This window comes from Streptomyces sp. NPDC057694 (assembly GCF_042799415.1).
Lineage (GTDB): Bacteria > Actinomycetota > Actinomycetes > Streptomycetales > Streptomycetaceae > Streptomyces.
The window spans coordinates 36,736-57,622 of sequence record NZ_JBHVIX010000019.1 but is presented as its reverse complement, the minus strand read 5'-3'; the positions used below and the strand labels follow the sequence as shown (position 1 = coordinate 57,622).

Here is a 20,887-nt window from a genome sequence, read left to right as displayed (position 1 = left end):
CTAGTCCCCCGCCGAAGGGTGCTCGTCCGGCGGCTCCTGGACGACCTGCGGATCCTGGGTGAGGAGCCGCTCCAGCTCCGCCCGGCCGGGCAGGCTGCGCGGTCGCACGGTTTCCCCGGTGCGGACGTACAGGAAGGCGGCGTCCACCGATTCCGGCGGCACCCCTTGCCGCTCGGCCCAGGCGAGCCGGTAGATGGCGAGTTGCAGCGGGTCGGCGTTCTGCTGGTGGCCGGTCTTCCAGTCGACGATCTCGTACGTCGTCTCCTCGCCGTCGCCCTCCTTCTTGTAGACGGCGTCGATCCGGCCGCGGACGACGCGGCCGGCGATGGCCAGCTGGAAGGGGAGCTCCACCCGGTGCGGGGTGCGGTGGGCGTACGGAGTGCGCTCGAAGGCTTCCTTGAGTGCTTCCAGGTCACGCTCGTCGGCGATCTCCGCGTCGCTTCCGGGCAGCTCGTCGGGGTCGATCATGGGCAGCCGCAGCTCTTCGAAGCGGGACTCGACCCAGGCGTGGAAGCGGGTGCCCCGGCGGGCCGCCGGCTGCGGCGGGCTGGGCATGGGCCGCACCAGCTCCTGGGCGAAGCCGTCGGGGTCGGCGGCGATCCGCATCAGCTGGTAGGCGGTGAGCGACTGCGGCAGGGGCACCTCGCGCACGGCCGCGCGGGCACGCTTCAGCTCCCCGGCGAGGGCGTCCAGGTCGCGGTCCCAGGAGTCGATGGTGCGGGCCTCTTCCGGAGTCAGGTCGAACTCCGGGGCGTGCGCGGGGTGCGGAACCGCCGCGATCTGTGGCTGGGGCACGCGCGCGTGGTGCGGTGTTTCCAGGTCCGGCTCCTCCGGACGGGGTGCCGGGTGCGGGACCTTGGGTCGCTCGGTGGGCAGGTTCTCCCAGTCGTCCGGGATCTCCTCGTCCGGGGCCGGGGGCTCGTCCTCGCCGAGGGCGTCGTCGTCCGGCGGGGGCGGCCAGTCGGGGTCCTCGAAGGGCGGCTCGTCGTGGGCGGCGGGGTGGGTCTGTGTGTGGGCGCGTGCCTGTACGGGGCCCGCCGCGCGCTCCAGATGGGCGAGGACGGTGTCGGCTGCCGCCCGGCGCCGGGCGAGGGACACCTCGTCGAGCGGCAGCGGCCAGGCCTGCTCGGCCGACGCCTCCTGAAGGGCCGGGTTCTCCTCGTCGTCGCCCGGCTCGTCCGCCCAGACCTCGATGTCGCCGTGGCCGGTGACGCAGTGGTCGTACAGCGCCTGGAGGAAGTCGGAGGGGCCGCGCTTCTTCTTCTGGGACGGGCCCCACCAGTGGCCGGAGCCGAGCAGCAGGCTGCGGGGGCGCGTGAACGTGACGTAGCCCAGGCGCAGTTCCTCGGTGTGCTGGTGGTCCTTCATGTCGGCCTGGAAGGCCTTCATGCTCCGGGAGTCCCACGCCTCGATGTCGGGCAGGGTGGCGGAGTCGCCGCGCAGTGCGTGCGGCAGGACCTTGCCCTGGGCGGTCCATTTCTCGCGGCCCTGGGTGCTCGGGAACGTGCCGCTCACGAGTCCGGGGACGGCGACGACGTCCCATTCGAGGCCCTTGGACTTGTGGGCGGTGAGCACCTTCACGGTGTTCTCGCCGCCCGGCAGCGCGTTGTCCAGGCCCTTCTCGTACTGGGCCGCGGTGCGCAGGAAGGCGAGGAAGGCGAGCAGGGTCGCCGAGCCGTCGTTGGCCGCGAAGGAGGCGGCGGTGTCCAGGAAGTTGGACAGCGTCTCGCGGCGGCGGGCCGCCAGCGCGTGCGGGGACGCCGAGAGCTCGACCTCCAGGCCGGTGACCGCGAGGACCCGGTGCAGTACGTCCATGAGCGGGTCGGACAGCGAGCGGCGCAGGTCGCGCAGTTCGGCGGCGAGACGAGCGAAGCGCACGCGCGCGTCCGGTGAGAACGGCAGCCCGTCGTCGTCCCCGTCGGCCTCCACGGAGGTCTCCAGGAACGTGTCGAGCGCGTCCGCCAGCGATATCACCTCGGACGGGTCGACGCCTTCGACCGCCTCGGCCAGGCGCCGGTCCGGGTCGTCGGCGTCGCTCCCACGCGTGTGGGAGACGAGAAGGCGCGCCCGGCGCCCGAGGAGGGCCAGGTCGCGGGGGCCGATGCGCCAGCGCGGCCCGGTCAGGACGCGGACCAGGGAGGCATTGGCGCCGGGGTCCTGGAGCACCTCGCACACGGAGACCAGGTCGGCGACCTCCGGGAGGTGCAGCAGGCCGGAGAGGCCGACCACTTCGACGGGGATGTCGCGGGCGACGAGCGCGCCCTGGATCTCGGCGAAGTCGGTCGCGGTGCGGCACAGGACGGCGATCTCGCCGGGCGCCGTGCCGGTGGTGACGAGGTGGGCGATGGAGTCGGCGAGCCAGTCGATCTCCTCGCTGTGGGTGCGCAGCAGGGCGCAGCGCACGAGGCCGTCGCGCTCGGCCCCGGGGGCGGGCCGCAGGGCCTCCACGCCCGCGTGCATCGCGCGCAGCGGCTCGGCGAGGCCGTTGGCGAGGTCGAGCAGCCGGCCGCCGCTGCGGCGGTTCTCGCTGAGCGCGAAGCGGGTGGCCGGGCGGCCGTCGGCGTACGCGAAGTGCTCGGGGAAGTCGTCGAGGTTGGCGACGGAGGCGCCGCGCCATCCGTAGATCGCCTGGCAGGGGTCGCCCACGGCGGTGACGGCGTGCCCGGTGCCGCCGCCGAAGAGGCCCGCCAGCAGGATGCGCTGGGCCACGGAGGTGTCCTGGTACTCGTCGAGCAGGACGACCCGGAACTCGTCGCGCAGGATCTCGCCGACCTCGGCCCGGGTGTCGGCGAGCGTGGCGGACAGGGCGATCTGGTCGCCGAAGTCGAGGACGTCGCGGGTGCGCTTGGCGGCCCTGTAGTGGCCCACCAGCTCGGTCAGCTCCAGCCGGGCGGCGGCGGCTTCGGGCACCTTCCGCAGATCGGCGTTGCTGAGCTTGGCGTCTTCCAGGGTGTGCAGCAGCTCATGGTCGAAGGCGCGCAGCCTGCCCGGCTGTACGAGGTGTTCGGCCAGCTCTCCGTCGAGCGTGAGGAGATCGCTGACCAGGTCGGCGAAGGAGCGGGTGAGCGCCGGGTACGGGCCCGGCGCCTCGCGCAGCACGCGCGCGGCGAGCTGGAAGCGGGTGGCGTCGGCCAGCAGCCGCGTCGTCGGTTCGAGCCCGATGCGCAGGCCGTGGTCGGTCAGCAGCCGGCCGGCGAACGCGTGGTACGTGGAGATCACGGGCTCGCCCGGGGGGTTGTCCGGGTCGATGACGTCGGGGTCGGTGACGCCTGCCCTGATCAGGGCCTTGCGGACGCGCTCGGCCAGCTCGCCCGCCGCTTTGTTGGTGAAGGTGAGGCCGAGCACCTGCTCGGGCGCGACCTGTCCGGTGCCCACCAGCCAGACCACGCGCGCGGCCATCACCGTCGTCTTGCCGGAACCGGCTCCGGCCACGATCACCTGCGGGGCGGGCGGCGCCGTGATGCAGGCCATCTGCTCCGGGGTGAACGGGATGCCCAACAGCTCCTTGAGCTGCTCGGGGTCGGTGAGGCGTGTGGTCACCTCATCGAGGCTAACCGGCACCACCGACAGCACCGGTCCGTTCCGCCGCGGCGGAGGCGCACGTCACTCCACGACGTGCTTGCCCTCGGGGCGCGCGCTGCACGAGGCCCGGAAGGCGCAGTGGGTGCAGTGCTGACCGGTGGTCGGCGCGAACCGCTCGTCGAGGACCTTGCCCGCCGCGGTGGCGAGGAGGTCACCGACCCACTCCCCTTCGAGAGGCTCCTGCGCCTGCACCTTGGGAAGGGTCTCCCCGCCGTCCTTCTTGGCGGCGCCCTGCCGCAGCTGCACCAGTTCGGCGCCGCCGGGGTGCGGGCGCGCCCCGAACGGCTCGTCGACGGCCCCTTCGGTGACGGCGAGCTGGTACACGGCGAGCTGGGGGTGGTGTGCGACGTCGGCGGCGCTCGGGGCCTGCTTGCCGGTCTTGAAGTCGACCACGTAGGCGCGCCCTTCGGCGTCCCGCTCGACGCGGTCCATGGAGCCGCGGATGCGTACTTCGTAGGAGCCCGCTTCCAGTGTCACGTCGAAGTCGTGCTCACTGGCGACGGGGGTGCGCCCGCCGCGGTCCATGACGTGCCACTGGAGGAAGCGCTCCAGCGCCACGCGCGCGTGCTCCTTCTCCTGGGCCGACTTCCAGGGGGCGTCGAAAGCGAGGGCGTCCCATACCGAGTCGAGGCGCTCCATGAGGACGGCCAGATCGGCGGGGGTGCGCCCGGAGGCGACCTCGTCGGCCAGGACGTGCACGACATTGCCGAACCCCTGGGCCGCCGTGGCGGGTGCGTCGGCCTTGACCTCGCGGCCCAGGAACCACTGCAGAGAGCACGTGTTGGCGAGCTGGTCGAGAGCGCTTCCGGAGAGCACGACAGGCTTGTCGCGGTCGCGCAGCGGAACCTTGCTCTCCGTCTGCTCGTACATGCCCCACCAGCGGTACGGGTGAGCGGACGGCACCAGGGGCCTGCCGTCGTCGTCGCTGAGTGCGGCGAGCCGGGCCAGGCGGCGGGCGGCGGCCTCGCGCAGCGCCTCGGACACGCGCGGGTCGACGGTCGTGGCACGCAGTTCGGCGACGAGCGCGGCGACCGAAAGGGGGCGGCGCGGGCGGCCCGCGACGTCCTTGGGCTCGACACCGAGTTCGGTCAGGAACCGGGAGGGCTGGTCCCCGTCGTCGGCGGGCGCCTTCACCGCGGTGACGACCAGGCGCTCACGCGCGCGGGTGGCGGCCACGTAGAACAGGCGGCGCTCCTCGGCGAGGAGCGCGCCGGGGGTGAGCGGTTCGGCGAGTCCGTCGCGTCCGATGCGGTCGGCTTCGAGGAGGGAGCCGCGGCGCCGCAGGTCGGGCCACAGGCCTTCCTGGACGCCCGCGACGACGACGAGCCGCCACTCCAGGCCCTTGGAGCGGTGCGCGGTCATCAGGCGGACGGCGTCGGGCCGTACGGTGCGTCCGGCGAGCGTGTCGGCGGCGATGTCCTGGGCCTCGATCTCCTCCAGGAAGTTGCGCGCGCCGCGGCCGCCGACGCGCTCCTCCGCGCGCGAGGCGACGGCGAACAGCGCGCATACGGCGTCCAGGTCGCGGTCGGCGTTGCGGCCCGCGGCTCCGCCGCGCCGGGCGGACCGCTCCAGGCGCTGCGGCCAGGGCGTGCCGTTCCACAGCTCCCAGAGGGCCTCCTCCGCGGTACCGCCGTCGGTGAGCTTCGCGCGGGCCCGCGCGAGCAGGGCGCCCAGGCGCTGCGCACCGCGCGCGTACGCAGGATCGTGCACGGCGAGCCGCTCCGGCTCCGCGAGAGCGCGGGCGAGCAGGTCGTCGGAGGGCGGCGGCAGATGGTTGCCACCGGCGCGCTCCTCCTCGCGCAGGGCGCGACCGAGGCGGCGCAGATCGGCGGCGTCCATGCCGGCGAGCGGCGAGCCGAGCAGCGTCAGAGCGGTCTCGGTGTCCAGCCAGCGGGACGTCTCTGATTCCTCCGGTTCCTCCGGCTCGGAGCCCGCCGCGTCGGCCTCCGCGGGGCCCTGCGCGACCGCCTTCAACGCGGCCAGCAGCGGCATGACCGCCGGCTCATGGCGCAGCGGCAGGTCGTCGCCGTCTATGTCCACCGGAACACCGGCCGCCGTGAGAGCGCGCCGCACGGACGGGATGCTGCGCGCGCCCGCACGCACCAGCACGGCCATGTCGCTCCACGGGACGCCGTCCTCCAGGTGCGCACGGCGCAGGATGTCCGCGATGTTGTCCAGCTCCGCACCGGACGTCGGGTACGTGTAGACCTCGGCCCGGCCGCCGTCGCGCACGGGGGCGAGGTCCCGGTGCGCGCGCACCTTGTCCGCGGGCAGCCGGGTCAGCGGCATCCGCTGCGTGATGCGCCGGGTGGCCTCCAGGAGGTGGGCGCCCGAGCGGCGGGACGTGGTCAGCACTTCGACCGGCGCGGGGGCGCCCGTCACCCGCGGGAAGGTGTGGGGGAAGTCCAGGATGCCGTTGACGTCCGCGCCGCGGAACGCGTAGATCGACTGGTCCGGGTCGCCGAACGCGACCAGGGTGCGGCCGCCCCCGGCGAGTGCGTCCAGCAGCCGCACCTGGGCCGGATCGGTGTCCTGGTACTCGTCGACGAACACGGCGTCGTACTGGGCGGCCAGTTGCTCGGCGACCTCGGTGCGGTGGGCGAGCAGGACCGCGCGCTGCACCAGTTCCGCGTAGTCGAGCACGCCCTGCATGTCGAGGACGTCCAGGTACTCGGCCAGGAAGGTGGCCGCCGCGCCCCAGTCCGGGCGGCCGATGCGCCGGGCGAAGGAGTCGAGGGCCGCGGGCCCGAGACCCAGCTCGCGGCTGCGGGCGAGCACCGCGCGCACCTCGTCCGCGAACCCGCGCGTGGTGAGGCAGGCGCGCAGTTCGTCGGGCCAGCGCACGTGGCCGAGCCCGGCCCGCTCCAGGTCGATCTGGCCCGCGAGCAGCTCTCGTACGGTGACGTCCTGCTCGGGACCGGACAGGAGACGCAGGGGCTCGGCGAAGAGGTCGGCGTCCTGGTGGGCGCGTACCAGGGCGTAGCAGAACGAGTGGAACGTCGTCGCCTGCGGGGCGCGCGCCGCTCCGATGCGCAACCCCATGCGGTCGCGCAGTTCGACGGCGGCCTTACGGCTGAACGTGAGCACCAGAATGCGCGCGGGTTCGACGCCCTCGGCGATGCGGGCCGCGACCGCCTCCACGAGCGTGGTGGTCTTGCCGGTGCCCGGCCCGGCCAGCACCAGGAGGGGGCCCCGCGCGTGGTCAACCACCGCACGCTGGCGTGCGTCCAGACGAGGGGGGTCCACGGGCGCCGGCGGGGTACGCACCAGTCGGTACGCGCCGGGCATCCCCTGTCGAGCCTGGAGCGGCGACAGGTACCGGGTGGACGAAGAGGAGCTCACGTGGATCGCTGGTCCTGGTGGGTGTGCTGGTGGTCGATGTGCCGTCCGCGCGAGGCGGTGGCCACGGGGTGAGGGAGGTGTCTGCCATCGACGGTGCCGTCGACGCTACGCCGTCGAGTGTGGCGGAAGCCGGTCTTCCGGCGCCTGTCCCGGACCCCGTTCGGCACAGGTGTGCGCTGTCTCACGAACGGACACGGGCGTCTCGAAGTGCCCCCCGCGTCCCGTTTCCCCCGTACGGGCCACCGGCACCCCACCCGCGCGCGGGATGGCGGAAGCTGTCAATTGTGAGCTTCCGTACGGGTCTGCCCGTCCCACCGAGCCCGCTTCATGTCGAGGCGCGGCAGGTGGCCCTCGGCGGTGCGAGAGGCCTGACGCAGCGGGGTGCTCTCCTCCCGGTAGTGACCGAGCGCCCGCAGTTCGTGGCCGGGCAGCAGCGCTCCGTCGGCGCGCACCACGCGCCACCACGGCACCGCTCCTCCGTAGAGAGACATCACACGCCCGACCTGGCGCGGCCCGCCCTCCTCCAGCCACTCGGCGACATCCCCGTACGTCATGACGCGCCCGGGCGGAATCAGCTCCGCCACTTCGAGGACCCGCTCCGCGTACTCGGGAAGTTCTCCTGCCGGCTCGCTCTCCTCGCTCATCCGGCCCATCCTGCCGCACGGCACCGACAACACCGGGGGAACGGTGAGCCGGGCCCCGGACGGATGTACAAGAAGGCGCTTGCCGACGACTCCGCTCGCTATGGATGCACCCTGATGCCCCCCTTCGGCGATGGGACATGCCACCATCGTGCGGGCGGTGACTGGTGATACGAGATCAAGAAGAGACGACGGAGCAGAGCGTGCACCCCGACAAGGCGGAAGGCACCTCTGTGGCATCGGCGCGCCCTGAGGAAACGGCCGAGAAGGCCACCGAGACGAAGCAGGAGCAGCCGCTGCACGACCCGGACTGCGTCGACGCAGGCGCGCACGCGGATCGTGTCGACGGCGACGAACCGCTGCTCCCCGCGCGCGTGCACCGTCCGTCCGATCTCATGCGCCTGCTCGCGGGGTTGCTGGCGGTCGTCGTGCTGCTGGCCATCGCCGCGTTCGCGCACGCCACGACGACAGGTTTCGCCCAGGACATCAACAAGGGCACCGAGCAGGCCCCCGACCTGCTGACCAAGTTCGCCGGATTCGCGTCGAGCATCGCCATCCTGCTCGTGCCGGTGGCGTTCGCCATCGAGCGGCTCATCAAACGTGACGGGCTGCGGATCGCCGACGGCGTGCTCGCCGCGGTCCTCGCCCACGGGGTGACACTCGCGACGGACCTGTGGGTGGCCAAGGCCGCGCCCCAGTCCATCCAGGACGCGCTCACGAAGGTGTCCCCGAGCGACATCCACGCGCTGACCGACCCGGTGCACGGCTATCTGGCACCCGTCATCGCCTACATGACAGCCGTGGGCATGTCCCGGCGACCACGATGGCGTGTCGTGCTGTGGGTGGTCCTGCTGCTCGACGCGTTCACGATGCTGGTCACCGGTTACACGACGCCGTTCTCGATCATCCTGACGATCCTCATCGGCTGGACCGTCGCCTACGGCACGCTGTACGCGGTCGGCTCCCCCAATGTGCGGCCCACCGGGCAGACCCTCCTCGCGGGCCTGCGCCATGTCGGCTTCCACCCCGTCAGCGCCTCCCGCGAAGAGGCCCACGAGGGCACCACGGAGAACGGCGACCGCGGGCGGCGCTACTTCGTCACCCTGGAAGACGGCCCACCGCTCGACGTCACCGTGGTCGACCGGGAACAGCAGGCACAGGGCTTCTTCTACCGCGTGTGGCGGCGGCTGACGCTGCGCGGGATCACCCAGCGCCGCAGCCTGCAGTCGCTGCGCCAGGCGCTGGAGCAGGAGGCGCTGCTCGCCTACGCGGCGATCTCCGCGGGGGCGAACGCCCCGAAGCTGATCGCCACGTCGGAGCTGGGCCCCGACGCCGTGATGCTCGTCTACGAGCACATCGGCGGCCGCTCCCTCGACGCGATTCCCGACGAGGAGATCACCGACGATCTGCTGCGCGACACCTGGCACCAGGTGCAGTCGCTCCAGTCGCGGCGGATCGCGCACCGGCGGCTCGCGGGCGACGCGATTCTGGTGGATCGTTCCGGCACGGTGATCCTGACGGATCTGCGCGGCGGCGAGATCGCGGCCGGCGAACTGGTGCTGCGCATGGACATCGCGCAGATGGTCACCACGCTCGGCCTGCGGGTGGGCGCCGAGCGGGCGGTCGCCTCCGCCGTGAGCGTCCTCGGCCCCGACCCGGTCGCCGACTGTCTGCCGCTGCTTCAGCCGATCGCGCTCACCCGCTCCACCAGAGCGACGCTGCGCAAGCTCGGACGGGAGCGCGCCCAGCGTGAGCGTGATGCCGTCCTGGAGGCGTCCGACCGGGCCAAGCAGGCCCGCATGGAGGCCTCGGACGATCAGACCGGGGCCGACGCCAAGAAGTCCGTACGGGCCGAGAAGAAGTCCGAGAAAGCCGAGCGTCAGGCCGAGAAGCGCGCTCTGGACGAGGCTCTGGACGAGGCCCGCGAGGAGGATCTGCTCACTCAGATCCGCCATCAGGTGCTCCGCATCAGGCCGCAGGCGCCCGTCGAACCGGCCCGTCTGGAGCGCATCAAGCCGCGCACCCTGATCAGTTTCATCGCCGGTGCGATCGGCGCCTACTTCCTGCTGTCGCAGCTCACGCACATCGATTTCGGCGCCATCGTCAGCGAGGCCGAGTGGGGCTGGGTCGGACTCGCGGTGGTCTTCTCCGCGCTCAGCTATGTGGCCGCGGCGATGAGCCTGTTGGGCTTCGTACCGGAGCGGGTGCCGTTCATGCGGACCGTCGCGGCGCAGGTCGCGGGGTCGTTCGTGAAGATCGTGGCTCCCGCGGCGGTCGGTGGCGTGGCGCTCAACACGCGCTTCCTCCAGCGGGCCGGCGTACGTCCGGGCCTGGCGGTCGCCAGTGTCGGCGCCTCGCAGCTGTTCGGCATGTGCAGCCACATCCTGCTGCTGCTGACCTTCGGCTACCTGACAGGGACGGAGAAGACGCCTTCCCTGTCCCCTTCGAGGACGGTCATCGCCGGTCTGCTGACCGTCGCCGTACTCGTCCTTGTGGTGACGTCGATCCCGTTCCTGCGCAAATTCGTCGTCACGCGTGTGAGGTCGCTGTTCGCCGGTGTCGTGCCGCGCATGCTCGACGTGCTCCAGCGGCCGCGGAAGCTGATCACCGGCATCGGCGGCATGCTGCTGCTGACGGCCTGCTTCGTGATGTGCCTGGACGCCTCGATCCGTGCCTTCGGCGACGAGACCACGAGCCTGAGCCTGGCCAGCGTGGCGGTCGTCTTCCTGGCCGGCAACGCGCTCGGTTCGGCGGCGCCGACCCCGGGCGGCGTGGGCGCCGTCGAGGCCACGCTGACGGTCGGTCTGATCGCGATCGGGCTCCCGAAGGAAGTGGCCGCCCCCGCGGTGCTCCTGTACCGACTGCTCACTCTGTGGCTGCCGGTGCTGCCCGGGTGGCTGTTCTTCAACCACCTGACCCGCAAGGGCGCGCTGTAAGCCGTCCGGCGCCGGACACGTGCTCCGGCGCCGAGGGCCGCGGACCTCACCCGCACAGCCCGCTGCAAGAGCGCCCCGCACCGGTCCGCCGCAGGATGGACGCATGCCCATTCCGTCCCGGCCCCGCGCCGCAGCCCTGGCCGTCACCGCCGCTCTGCTCTCCGCTTCTCTGGCCGCGTGCAGCGGCGATTCGCAGGACGACGCGGACCTGCCGTCCCAGAAGCTGAGCTGGAAGGACTGTCCGGCCCCTGCGGACTCCGAAGGCGGCGGTACCTCCCCGTCCCCGCTGCCGGGCGGCACGGACTGGAGCTGCGCCACCATGAAGGCGCCGCTCGACTGGAACGACCCCAAGGGCGACACCATCGATCTGGCGCTGATCCGCGCGAAGTCCAGTGGCGACGAGGACCGGCGCATCGGCTCGCTGATCTTCAACTTCGGCGGGCCGGGCGGCTCGGGTGTCACCACGCTGCCGGCGTTCGGGTCCGACTACGACAAGCTGCGCAAGCGCTACGACCTGGTCAGTTTCGACCCGCGCGGAGTGGGCCGCAGCGCGGGCGTCACCTGCGAGGACGCCGACCAGCTCGACACGTACTTCGAGCAGGATTCGACGCCCGACGACACGAAGGAACAGAACCAGCTCGTCGACAACATCAAGAAGTTCAACGGCGCCTGCGACAAGAACTCCGGCAAGGTCCTCCCCCACGTCCGCACCACCGACGCGGCCCGCGACATGGACCTGATGCGCCAGGTGCTCGGCGACGACAAGCTGCACTACTTCGGCATCTCGTACGGCACCGAGCTGGGCGGCGTGTACGCCCACCTGTTCCCCAAGAACGTGGGCCGCGCCGTGTTCGACGGCGTCGTCGACCCGACGCAGGACCCCGAGCAGAGCTCCCTCGGGCAGGCCGAGGGCTTTCAGCTCGCCCTGGACAACTATGCGAAGGACTGCACGTCCAAGACCGAGGACTGCCCCGTCGGCGACACCCCGCAGGACGTCAAGGACAAGATCGCCAAACTGCTCGACGAACTCGACGAGAAGCCGATCCCGGGGATCTTCCCGCGCGATCTGACGCAGACCGCCGCGACCAACGGGATCGCGCAGTCCCTGTACTCCAAGGATTTCTGGGAGTACCTCACCGAGGGTCTGCAGCAGGCGTACGACGGCGACGGCAAGATCCTCATGGCGCTGTCGGACTCGATGAACGGACGGAACGAGGACGGCAAGTACAGCAATATGCAGGCGGCCAACGTGGCCATCAACTGCGGCGACTACAAGCCTCGTTACACGGCGAAGGACGTCGAGGCGAAGCTGCCCGCGTTCCGCAAGGCCTCACCGCTGTTCGGCGACTATCTGGCCTGGGGCATGCTCGGCTGCACCGACTGGGCCGTCGACGGCGCGGCCGACCATCCCGACGTGAGCGCGTCCGGGTCCGCCCCGATCCTCGTCGTGGGCAACACCGGAGACCCGGCCACCCCCTACGAGGGCGCGAAGAAGATGGTCGGCGCGCTGGGCGCCGGTGTGGGCGTCGAGCTGACGTACAAGGGCCAGGGCCACGGGGCGTACGACAGCGGCAACTCCTGCGTGCACAGCGCGGTCGACGGCTATCTGCTCGACGGGAAGGTCCCGGACGAGGGAACGGTCTGTTCGTGATCGCGGGGTTGTCCACAGGCTGAATCGGGAGTTGTCCACAGGCCCGAGCGGCTGTCGGCGGGGCCTCCTACGATGGCCTGACTGTCTCTCGAACGGGGGCAGTCGACGGGGGAGGTGCCCATGGCGCCAGAAGATTCGCGCGCTCGCGCACGGACACGTACACGCACAGACGCAGGGACAACGGTCCGGGCGATCGGTCTGGTCACCGCCGTCCTGCTGACGGCCGGACTGATCACCGCGTGCAGCGACTCGGGCGGGGACGGCGACGCCGCGCCGAAGCCGGTGCCGGTGCCGTCCTCGCCGCGGACCAGCGCCTCGCGCTCCGCCGACGCCACACCCCGCGCCGACGCACTGCCCGCTCTGCCTTCCGCACTCACCGGTCAGCGCCTGCATTGGGGCCGCTGCGAGGGCACCGCGAGCACGCCCGCCCCCGGCTCCGACTGGCGGTGCGCGACGCTCAAGGTCCCGCTCGACTACACCCGGCCGACAGGGCCGACGATCGGCCTCGCCCTCATCCGGGCCACGTCCCGGGACGCCGGCGAGGAGCGCATCGGGTCCCTGTTGTTCAACTTCGGCGGGCCGGGCGGCTCCGGCGTCGATCTGCTGCCGGCCTTCGCTCCCCAGTACGCGAAGTTGCGTGCGCGCTACGACCTGGTGAGCTTCGACCCGCGCGGTGTCGGAGCGAGCCGTGGGGTGCGCTGCCGCAGCGACAAGGCGGTGCAGGCCGCCGAGTCCATCGACGTCACCCCGGACACCGCCGCGGAGGAGTCGGCGTATTTCAAGGACGCCACCGCCTTCGGCCAGGGCTGCGAGAAGCAGGCCGGAGAGCTGCTCAGCCACGTGTCGACCATCGAGGCGGCCCGTGACATGGATCTGATGCGCCAGGTCCTGGGCGACGACAAGCTGCACTACATGGGCGTCTCGTACGGCACCGAGCTGGGCGGCGTGTACGCCCACCTGTTTCCCGGCAAGGTCGGCCGGCTCACCCTGGACGCGGTCGTCGACCCGACGGTGGGCACGGTGGGCCACTCCGAGAACCAGGCGCGTGGATTCCAGCGGGCGCTCGACGACTACTTCACGTCCCGTGGCAGTGACCCGAAAGCGGGCTCGCGCAAGATCGCGGCACTGCTCAAGAGGCTCGACGCCAAGCCCCTGCCCACCGCGAGCGGGCGAGAGTTGAACGAGTCGCTGGCGACCACCGGCATCCTCGTCACCCTGTACCGCAAGACGAGTTGGCCCGCACTCACCCGGGGCCTGCGGGCGGCTGACAGGGGTGACGGCACGGCGCTGCTGGCGCTGGCCGACTCCTACAACGACCGTGACACCAAGGGGCATTACGGCACCACGACCCACGCACAGCGCGCGATCTCCTGCCTGGACGACAGGGAGCGGCCGACGGCGGCGCGGGCCAAGTCACTGCTGGCGAAGTTCCGTGCGATCTCGCCGGTCTTCGGGGAGGCCATGGCCTGGGACACGGCGGGATGGTGCCACGACTGGCCGGTGGCGGGCCTGTGGGACCACCCCGAGGTGAGCGCGCCGGGCGCGGCGCCGGTGCTCGTCGTCGGCAACACGGGCGACCCGGCCACGCCGTACGAGGGTGCTCGCAAGATGGCGGACGAGTTGGGCAAGGGGGTCGGTGTGGAGCTGACGTGGAAGGGCGAGGGGCACGGCGCGTACGGCTCCGGCAGCGCCTGCGTCGACTCGACGGTGAACGCGTATCTGCTGGAGGGGCGAATACCGCGCGACGGCAGGGTGTGCTCCTGAAGCGCGGCGTGGACGGCCCCGGCATGCCGGACGGGCCCCGCGCGTGGTGCGCGAGGCCCGTCCGAGGCAGTCAGGTCCGAGCCGTGGCCCGGTGGGCCGGCTAGTAGACCGGCTTGTCCGGCTCGATCTGGTTGACCCAGCCGATGACGCCGCCGCCGACGTGCACGGCGTCCGAGAAGCCCGCGGACTTCAGCACGGCGAGGACTTCCGCACTGCGGACACCCGTCTTGCAATGCAAGACGATCTTCTTGTCCTGCGGCAGACCCTCGAGGGCGGTCCCCATGAGGAACTCGTTCTTCGGGATCAGCTTGGCGCCCGGGATGGAGACGATCTCGTACTCGTTCGGCTCGCGGACGTCGATGATCTCGATGCTCTCGCCGTCGTCGATCCACTCCTTGAGCTGCTTGGGAGTGATCGTCGAACCGGCCGCCGCCTCCTGGGCCTCCTCCGACACGACACCGCAGAAGGCCTCGTAGTCGATGAGCTCGGTGACGGTCGGGTTCTCACCGCAGACCGCGCAGTCGGGGTCCTTGCGGACCTTGACCTGGCGGTACTGCATCTCCAGGGCGTCGTAGATCATCAGGCGGCCGACGAGCGGGTCGCCGACACCGGCCAGGACCTTGATCGCCTCGGTGACCTGGATGGAGCCGATGGACGCGCACAGCACGCCCAGGACACCGCCCTCGGCGCAGGAGGGGACCATGCCGGGCGGCGGGGGCTCCGGGTACAGGCAGCGGTAGCACGGCCCGTGCTCGGACCAGAAGACCGAGGCCTGGCCGTCGAAGCGGTAGATGGAACCCCACACGTAGGGCTTGTTCAGCAGCACGCAGGCGTCGTTGACGAGGTAGCGCGTCGCGAAGTTGTCCGTGCCGTCGACGATCAGGTCGTACTGGCTGAAGATGTCCATCACGTTCTCGGCCTCGAGCCGCTCTTCGTGGAGGATCACGTTCACGTACGGGTTGATGCCGAGGACGGAGTCCTTCGCGGACTCGGCCTTCGAGCGGCCGATGTCGGCCTGGCTGTGGATGATCTGGCGCTGCAGGTTCGACTCGTCGACCTCGTCGAACTCCACGATGCCGAGCGTGCCGACGCCCGCCGCGGCGAGGTACATCAGCGCCGGCGATCCGAGACCGCCGGCGCCCACACAGAGCACCTTGGCGTTCTTCAGTCGCTTCTGCCCGTCCATCCCTACATCGGGGATGATCAGGTGGCGGGAGTACCGGCGGACCTCGTCGACGGTGAGCTCAGCAGCTGGCTCGACCAGGGGTGGCAGCGACACGGAGACCTCATTAATGCAGCTGGTCGGTATCTACGTACGGATGTTCCGTCTGTAACACTGCCACGCCCGACTTCATTCCGAGACACCAGGTCCGATCCGCGAGACGATCTCGTCCCAGTAACCGGGCATCGCCTCCCAGGGGTCGGTCAGGCCCCCGCGATCCGTCCGGTCGGTGAAGTAGATGGTGCCCGCGCCCTGCCAGCGAGCGATGCGCAGCGCCTCCTCCAGGTGCCCGCGCGGCATGCCGTGGACGAAGTGGCAGAACTTCTCGGGCGGATACTCGGCCGTCCACTCCGCGACCTGCGACCAGCGGTAGTCGCTCCAGGGGCCGGTGAAGGTCACCAACTGCTCGGCGGACTCGGCGTATCCGGGATACGGGTGGGTGCCGTGACCGAGCACGATGTACGCGTCGTCGACGAGGGCGCGCAAGGTCGTGACCGTGCGGCGGATCTCGGGCAGGGCGACCCGCTCGGTGGGGCACCGGTCGAGCAGGAACCCGTCGACCTGGTACCAGTCGAGGAAGCGGTGGGCGTCGGAGACGATCTCGCCGAAGGAGCGGGCGCCGTAGGTCGCGTCCACGTGACCAAGGACACGCACACCGGCGTTGCGGAGCCGGCCGGCCGCCGCCAGGCAGTGCGGGTCGGGGCGGGCGCCCGGACCGCGCGCGACATTGAGGACGACCCAGTGCAAAGGGGTTGCCGGGCGGGTGAGTTCGGCCCATTCGGCCGGGGCGACGAGGGGGTGGGCGAAGCCCGGGATCCCGAAGCCAAGGCGTACGTCGGTGCTCGACTGGCCGGTCGCGGTGGGGGTCAGATACGGCATGCCGCCTCCATCCAGATGTCGGCGAGGGACTCTTCGAGGTTGATGCGGGGACGCCAGCCGAGCCGGTCGCGGGCCGTTCGCACATCGGCCTGCTGCCAGCTCCCGCAGCCGTCCGGGTACGGATACGCGGCGGGCGGGCTGTGCATCCCGTGGTCGGATTCGGTGCGCGGGTGGCCGACGGATGTACGGACTCCCATCGGCGGCGTGTCCAGTTCGTGGAGGGCGCCGCCGAATCCGGCGACCCGGGCGAGCACGGCGGCGGCGTCGCGCAGCCGCACGGCGCGGCCCGAGCCGATGTTGATGACGCCCTGCGCGGCGGAGAGCGAGGCGGCGTGCACGGCACGTGCCACGTCACGCACGTCGATGAAGTCGCGCTGTGCGCCGAGGCCGCCGAGCTTCAGCTCGCCGTCGCCCGCCTGCATGGCGCGGCGCATCGCCTCGGCGAGCCTGCCGAGCGGGGAGCCCGCCGGGGTGCCCGGTCCGGCGGGCGAGAAGACGCGCAGGACGACGGCGTCGAGGCCGGAGCCGAGGACGAGTTCGGTGGCGGCGAGCTTGCTGACGCCGTACGGGCCGCCGGGCCGGGGCACCGCGTCCTCCGCGGTCGACGAACCGGGCTGCGACGGCCCGTACTCGGCGCCGCAGCCGATCTGCACCAGGCGGGCGCCGCAGCCGCTGCGGCGCAAGGCCTCGCAGACGGTGGCGACGGCGACGGTGTTGTGCCGGGTGAGTTCGCGGGCACCGCCGCGGGTGGCGCCCGCGCAGTTGATGACCACTCCGGGGTGCACGGCGTCCAGGAAGCGGGTGAGCGCGCCCGGGCTGCCGCTGGCGAGGTCGAAGCGGACGTCGGCGTCGTCGCCCCGGCCCAGCGCGGTGAGTTGCACGGCGGGGTCGGCGAGCAGCCGGTCGGCGACGAAGCGGCCGATGTACCCGTTGGCTCCGATCAGCAGGACCCTCATCGGACGCCTCCCTGGGTTCGCGCCGAGAGCGCCGAGTGCGCCGGAAGCGTCCTGCGCGCCGAGTGCTCAGTGCGCGCCGGGCACGCCGTCCGCGGGGCGCATCCGACGCGCGTCGCGCGCTGCCCGTGGGTTCCGCGCTGCCCATGAGGTCCGGAGTGTCCGGTGCCTCCGGGAGGAGGGGTGGTCATCTGGCGTTCTCCTTACGGATGTTGCTGAGAGTCGACGAAAGGGCCCGCGGTGTCGGCCCCGCGGGAGTGTGGTGGGTCTCAGGCCGCGCGCCGTGCGCGCGGGGGCAGAGCGCGTCCGGTTGCGGCACAGGTGGTGCCTGTGGGGGTCATGGGGCGCCCGTCCGGCTGTCGGTGCTCGCGTGGACGGAGGCGCGGGTGAGGGTCCGGGTGGCGTGGATCAGCAGGGCGAGGGCGGCGACGGCGCAGGCCGTGCCGGGCACCACACCCACGCCGACGGCGTCGACGGCGCTCTCCACGGGAGTGCCCAGGACGGCGCAGCCCGGCATGCGCGCGGCGAAGACGGTGGCGACGGCCAGGACCTCGGCGCCGGCCGCCGCGCCCAGCACCACGGCCGGGGCGTAGGTGCGGCCGTGCGCGGAGAGCAGCCGGGCGAGCAGCAGCAGGACGCCCAGGGCACACGCACCGGCGTAGTCGACACCTTGACCGCTCTGACCGTTCTGACCGGCCAGGCCGCCTTGGTCGAGCAGGGTTCCGGCCGCGCCGAGCAGCGCCGTCAGGGCGAGGGCGAACAGCAGGACGCAGCCGAGCAGCAGCGGCCTGACGGAGGAGGTGAATTCGGCGAGGCCGCGGCTGGCGGCGAGGCGTCGGCGGGCCCCGGCGGCGAAGAGCCGGGCGCACCAGGTCGCGGGCGCCACGGCGACGGCGAGCGCGAGGAGCGGTGCGGCGGCGGGGGCCCAGGCCCCGTCGGGGCCCCCGGCCAACGCGGCATCCAGGAGTCCGTCGCCGAAGGCCGCGTAGAGCAGGAGCGACCAGACCCACAGCCGGGTCGTGGGTGCGGGCCGGCGTGTGCCGGTGCGCAGTGGTCCGTGTCGCAGGGTCGTGCGCAGGGCGGCGGCGATGGCAAGAGCGCCCACGAAGGCGACGGCCAGATGCGGGGTGCCCGTGGTGACGTTCAGGGCGAGCAGCGCAAGGGCGCAGACGGCGCCGGGCAGCAGGGCGAGTCCCGCCCATGCGCCGCGTACGCCGGAGGTGGGGGCGGGGGTGGCGACGGCGGGTGCGGCCGGTTCGCCGTCCCTCGGCATGCGCGCGTACATCTCCTCGGCGAGCGAGAACACGTCCTTGTGCCGGTAGCGGGCCGCGGTCCGGTCGGTCAGGCCGTGCGCCTCAAGCCCGGCCGCGATCTCCAGCGGGTCGACGGCGCGCTCGCACAGTTCACGATGGTGATGCATCAGGACCTTGACGGGGTCCACTCCCGAACGCCGCTGTGCGGTACGGGAGTTGGCGGAGCCAGAGGCCTTCTCGGTGGCGTTCCGGGGACGCTGTTCGCGGGCCGGCTCTGCACTCTTGCCTGTGTCCGTGCCTGTGCCTGTGCCTGTGCCCGTGCCGTGGCCCTGGCCCTGCCCCTTGCCCTGACCGTCGGTACCGCCCTGCCCGATTCCCTGGCCAGACCCCTGATCGGCACCGGACGCGCCCTCCGCCCCGACCAACTTCCGCCAGGCGCCGGGCTCGTGGAGCAACTCCGCGTCGAGGGCGTCCAATGGGGCGAGGGGGTCAAGGGCGGTCTCGGGTCCGGCCGGCTCGGTGGCGGTCAGCGCGAGCGCCTCTTCGGAGCTGGCGCCCCAGGCGCCGGCGCCCACCGGCACCCGAGGCACGTCCGTGCCGACCCCGCTGCCGCCGCTGCGACCCTCGCCGCCGCCGTCGAAGCTGTCGCTCCCGCTCATGCGTCTGCCTCCCCGCCGCCTCGCGTCACTCCGGCCAACTCCTCACGCGCGCCTCCGCTGGACGCCCAACTCGGCCCGCCCGTACCGGTGGAGCGGCCGGCGAGCCATGCCCCGCCGATGCCGCCGGCGGCCGGCGCCGTCCATCTCCCCGGCACATGGGCCTCGGGCGGATGGGCGAACGGCCGGGGTTCCCCGGCGTCGTCCACGGCCTCCCGGCGTACGGGGCAGTGCGAGACGATCTCCAGGTAAATGCCGCGAAATGCCGTGACGTTCTGCTCGACGGTGAACAGCTCCAGGGCTCGCGCACGGGCGGCCGCGCCGAGCCGCTCACGGCGGTCGGAGTCGTGCAGCAGGGCCACGCAGGCCTCGGCGAGGGCCCGCGGGTTGCGCGGCGGCACCACGAGACCGGTGCCGCCGATCACCTCGACGACGGCACCCACATCGGTCGACACCGTCGCGCGCCCGCAGAACATGGCCTCGACCAGGCTGATCGGGAAGCCCTCGACGACGCTGGAGAGGACGACGACACTGCCGGAGCCGTAGACCTCGGCGAGGCCGGGGGCCTGCGGGGCGCCGAGCTCCTCGAAGGAGACCGGGTTCTCGCCCACGGCATGCAGGCCCGTCGCCTCGTCGGGGAAGAGCTGCGCGGCCAGTGCCTTGCAATGGCCGAGATACGCCTCGGCCTCCTGGTCGTCGCCGGAGCCGGACCCGGTCGGCATCGCACCCACGATGCGCAGCCGCGCCCCCGGCTCCTCCTTGCGGACCTCGGCGAAGGCGTGCAGCAGGGAGATGAGGTCCTTGGACGGGTCGATCCGGCCGACCCAGACCAGGGTGTCCGGCTCCCCCGGCTCCTCGCGCTCACCGACCTCGGCGAAGCGGGAGGCCTCCATGCCGGGGTGGACGGTGCGCAGTTTGGCGCGGTCGGCGCCGCACCGTTCCTGCCAGCGCCTGGCGTGGGCGTTGCCCGGCGTGATGACAGCTGCCTGCCGGTAGACCTCGGCGGCGAGCCTGCCGTGGAAGGCGGCGAGGAGCGCCCGCACCGGCGCGCTCAACTCGGCGTCGCCCGCCGCGATGTAGCGGGCCCGCAGCTGCACCCCGTACTCGGTGACGAGCAGCGGGACACCGTGGAACCGCTTGGCGATCAGTCCGGGCAGCGCCGCCGCCCCGCCCGACGTCGCGTGACAGAGGTCGACGGCACCGAGCCCGCCGCCACCGGACCCGCCGGACGCGTCGTCGTACCAGTCGAGGGAGAGCGGCCGCAGCGCGCACTCGACCTCCGCCGCGAAGGCCAGCAGGTCGGGCACCCGGGCTCCCCGGGCGGCGCGCCGGGCCCCCGGCGCGCGACAGGCGCGCTCCAGGATGCGCACGGCGGCCTCGGAGCGCAGAGCCGCCCCCAGTCCGCCCTCGTCCCTGGCGAGTTCGGCCAGCCCGTACAGCGCGCTGGCGAAACGGTCCGCCTCACCGGGCGCACCGCCCGGCCCGCCGCCGACCCCGACCCCGGCGCCGGAGTCGGATCCGTCACCGGGCCCGCACACCACTGCCTTGGCCAGCTCCGCGTACAGAGTGGTGAACCGGCGTCGGGCGCGCCGCCCGAGTGCGCCCCCGCACACGCCGTCGTCGCCGGTGCCCGTGCGCGCCGTCCACAGCGGCGCGGTCCGCACCAGGCCGACCTGCGGGGGCAGTTCGAGCCAGCCCGCGTCCTCCTGCTCCTGGCTGCGGCTGAGCGCGTAGATGTCGAACTCGTGCTGCTCGAGCCCGCGCACGAGCCGGTCGCACCAGAGTCTGGCCTCACCGCTCACATACGGATAGCCACCCTCTGTCAGCAGTCCGATACGCACGAGTACACCCCCGATCTCCCGTATGGGGAGCCGCCGTTGGGTCGGCGGCTCGCAGCGGGACGAACGTATGCGGACATGCCGGTGGGGGGGGGGGGGGGGGGGGGGGGGGGGGAACCAGCACGGGAAAGGAGGAGGAATCGCCACGCTTCTCCCGTCCCTGCCTCCTT

The 20,887-nt window shown here is 72.4% G+C and carries 11 protein-coding genes; 3 read left to right on the top strand and 8 right to left on the bottom strand.

The features are described from left to right. The 3 genes from ACFVDP_RS31540 to ACFVDP_RS31530 form a co-directional block, all read right to left on the bottom strand. Nucleotides 1–3,540 carry a UvrD-helicase domain-containing protein gene (locus tag ACFVDP_RS31540; RefSeq protein ID WP_383497242.1) on the bottom strand — a complete coding sequence of 1,180 codons (3,540 nt, stop codon included), beginning with the start codon at nucleotides 3,538–3,540 and terminating at the stop codon, nucleotides 1–3. 63 nt (nucleotides 3,541–3,603) lie between these two features. Beyond that, nucleotides 3,604–6,924 carry an ATP-dependent helicase gene (locus ACFVDP_RS31535; protein ID WP_383497239.1) on the bottom strand — a complete coding sequence of 1,107 codons (3,321 nt, stop codon included), beginning with the start codon at nucleotides 6,922–6,924 and terminating at the stop codon, nucleotides 3,604–3,606. A 278-nt stretch (nucleotides 6,925–7,202) separates the two neighbouring features. Next, nucleotides 7,203–7,568: an MGMT family protein gene (locus tag ACFVDP_RS31530; RefSeq protein ID WP_383497236.1), complete on the bottom strand. Its 366-nt coding sequence runs from the start codon at nucleotides 7,566–7,568 to the stop codon at nucleotides 7,203–7,205. A 164-nt stretch (nucleotides 7,569–7,732) separates the two neighbouring features. Between ACFVDP_RS31530 and ACFVDP_RS31525 the strand changes: the two genes are divergently transcribed. From ACFVDP_RS31525 to ACFVDP_RS31515, 3 genes are all read left to right on the top strand, one after another. After that, nucleotides 7,733–10,501 carry a lysylphosphatidylglycerol synthase domain-containing protein gene (locus tag ACFVDP_RS31525; RefSeq protein WP_383497232.1) on the top strand — a complete coding sequence of 923 codons (2,769 nt, stop codon included), beginning with the start codon at nucleotides 7,733–7,735 and terminating at the stop codon, nucleotides 10,499–10,501. A gap of 103 nt (nucleotides 10,502–10,604) precedes the next feature. Then, complete coding sequence (locus ACFVDP_RS31520) at nucleotides 10,605–12,152, top strand: alpha/beta hydrolase (RefSeq protein WP_383497229.1); 1,548 nt, start codon at nucleotides 10,605–10,607, stop codon at nucleotides 12,150–12,152. Nucleotides 12,153–12,272: 120 nt separating this feature from the next. Then, nucleotides 12,273–13,916 carry an alpha/beta hydrolase gene (locus ACFVDP_RS31515; RefSeq protein ID WP_383497226.1) on the top strand — a complete coding sequence of 548 codons (1,644 nt, stop codon included), beginning with the start codon at nucleotides 12,273–12,275 and terminating at the stop codon, nucleotides 13,914–13,916. A 100-nt stretch (nucleotides 13,917–14,016) separates the two neighbouring features. Here ACFVDP_RS31515 and moeZ read toward each other — a convergent pair whose 3' ends face one another. From moeZ to ACFVDP_RS31490, 5 genes are all read right to left on the bottom strand, one after another. Beyond that, complete coding sequence (moeZ, locus tag ACFVDP_RS31510; protein ID WP_383497223.1) at nucleotides 14,017–15,195, bottom strand: adenylyltransferase/sulfurtransferase MoeZ; 1,179 nt, start codon at nucleotides 15,193–15,195, stop codon at nucleotides 14,017–14,019. 72 nt (nucleotides 15,196–15,267) lie between these two features. Continuing rightward, nucleotides 15,268–16,017, bottom strand: a complete 750-nt coding sequence (locus ACFVDP_RS31505) for a spherulation-specific family 4 protein (RefSeq protein ID WP_383497220.1) — start codon at nucleotides 16,015–16,017, stop codon at nucleotides 15,268–15,270. Next, complete coding sequence (locus ACFVDP_RS31500) at nucleotides 16,005–16,973, bottom strand: NAD-dependent epimerase/dehydratase family protein (RefSeq protein WP_383497217.1); 969 nt, start codon at nucleotides 16,971–16,973, stop codon at nucleotides 16,005–16,007. The genes ACFVDP_RS31505 and ACFVDP_RS31500 overlap by 13 nt, the downstream gene beginning before the upstream one ends. A gap of 334 nt (nucleotides 16,974–17,307) precedes the next feature. Further along, the gene (locus ACFVDP_RS31495) at nucleotides 17,308–18,882 is read right to left on the bottom strand and encodes a hypothetical protein (protein WP_383497214.1); all 1,575 of its coding nucleotides are present in this window, start codon (nucleotides 18,880–18,882) and stop codon (nucleotides 17,308–17,310) included. Beyond that, on the bottom strand, nucleotides 18,879–20,720 hold the full coding sequence (locus ACFVDP_RS31490; protein ID WP_383497211.1) for a DUF3492 domain-containing protein: 1,842 nt from the start codon (nucleotides 20,718–20,720) through the stop codon (nucleotides 18,879–18,881). The genes ACFVDP_RS31495 and ACFVDP_RS31490 overlap by 4 nt, the downstream gene beginning before the upstream one ends. Nucleotides 20,721–20,887 lie beyond the last annotated feature (167 nt).

Bases quoted from the DNA above. Each gene is read 5' to 3' on its own strand.
- ACFVDP_RS31530 (WP_383497236.1), bottom strand. From the start codon at position 7,568: ATGAGCGAGGAGAGCGAGCCGGCAGGAGAACTTCCCGAGTACGCGGAG.
- ACFVDP_RS31520 (WP_383497229.1), top strand. From the start codon at position 10,605: ATGCCCATTCCGTCCCGGCCCCGCGCCGCAGCCCTGGCCGTCACCGCC.
- ACFVDP_RS31515 (WP_383497226.1), top strand. From the start codon at position 12,273: ATGGCGCCAGAAGATTCGCGCGCTCGCGCACGGACACGTACACGCACA.
- ACFVDP_RS31505 (WP_383497220.1), bottom strand. From the start codon at position 16,017: ATGCCGTATCTGACCCCCACCGCGACCGGCCAGTCGAGCACCGACGTA.
- ACFVDP_RS31500 (WP_383497217.1), bottom strand. From the start codon at position 16,973: ATGAGGGTCCTGCTGATCGGAGCCAACGGGTACATCGGCCGCTTCGTC.
- ACFVDP_RS31495 (WP_383497214.1), bottom strand. From the start codon at position 18,882: ATGAGCGGGAGCGACAGCTTCGACGGCGGCGGCGAGGGTCGCAGCGGC.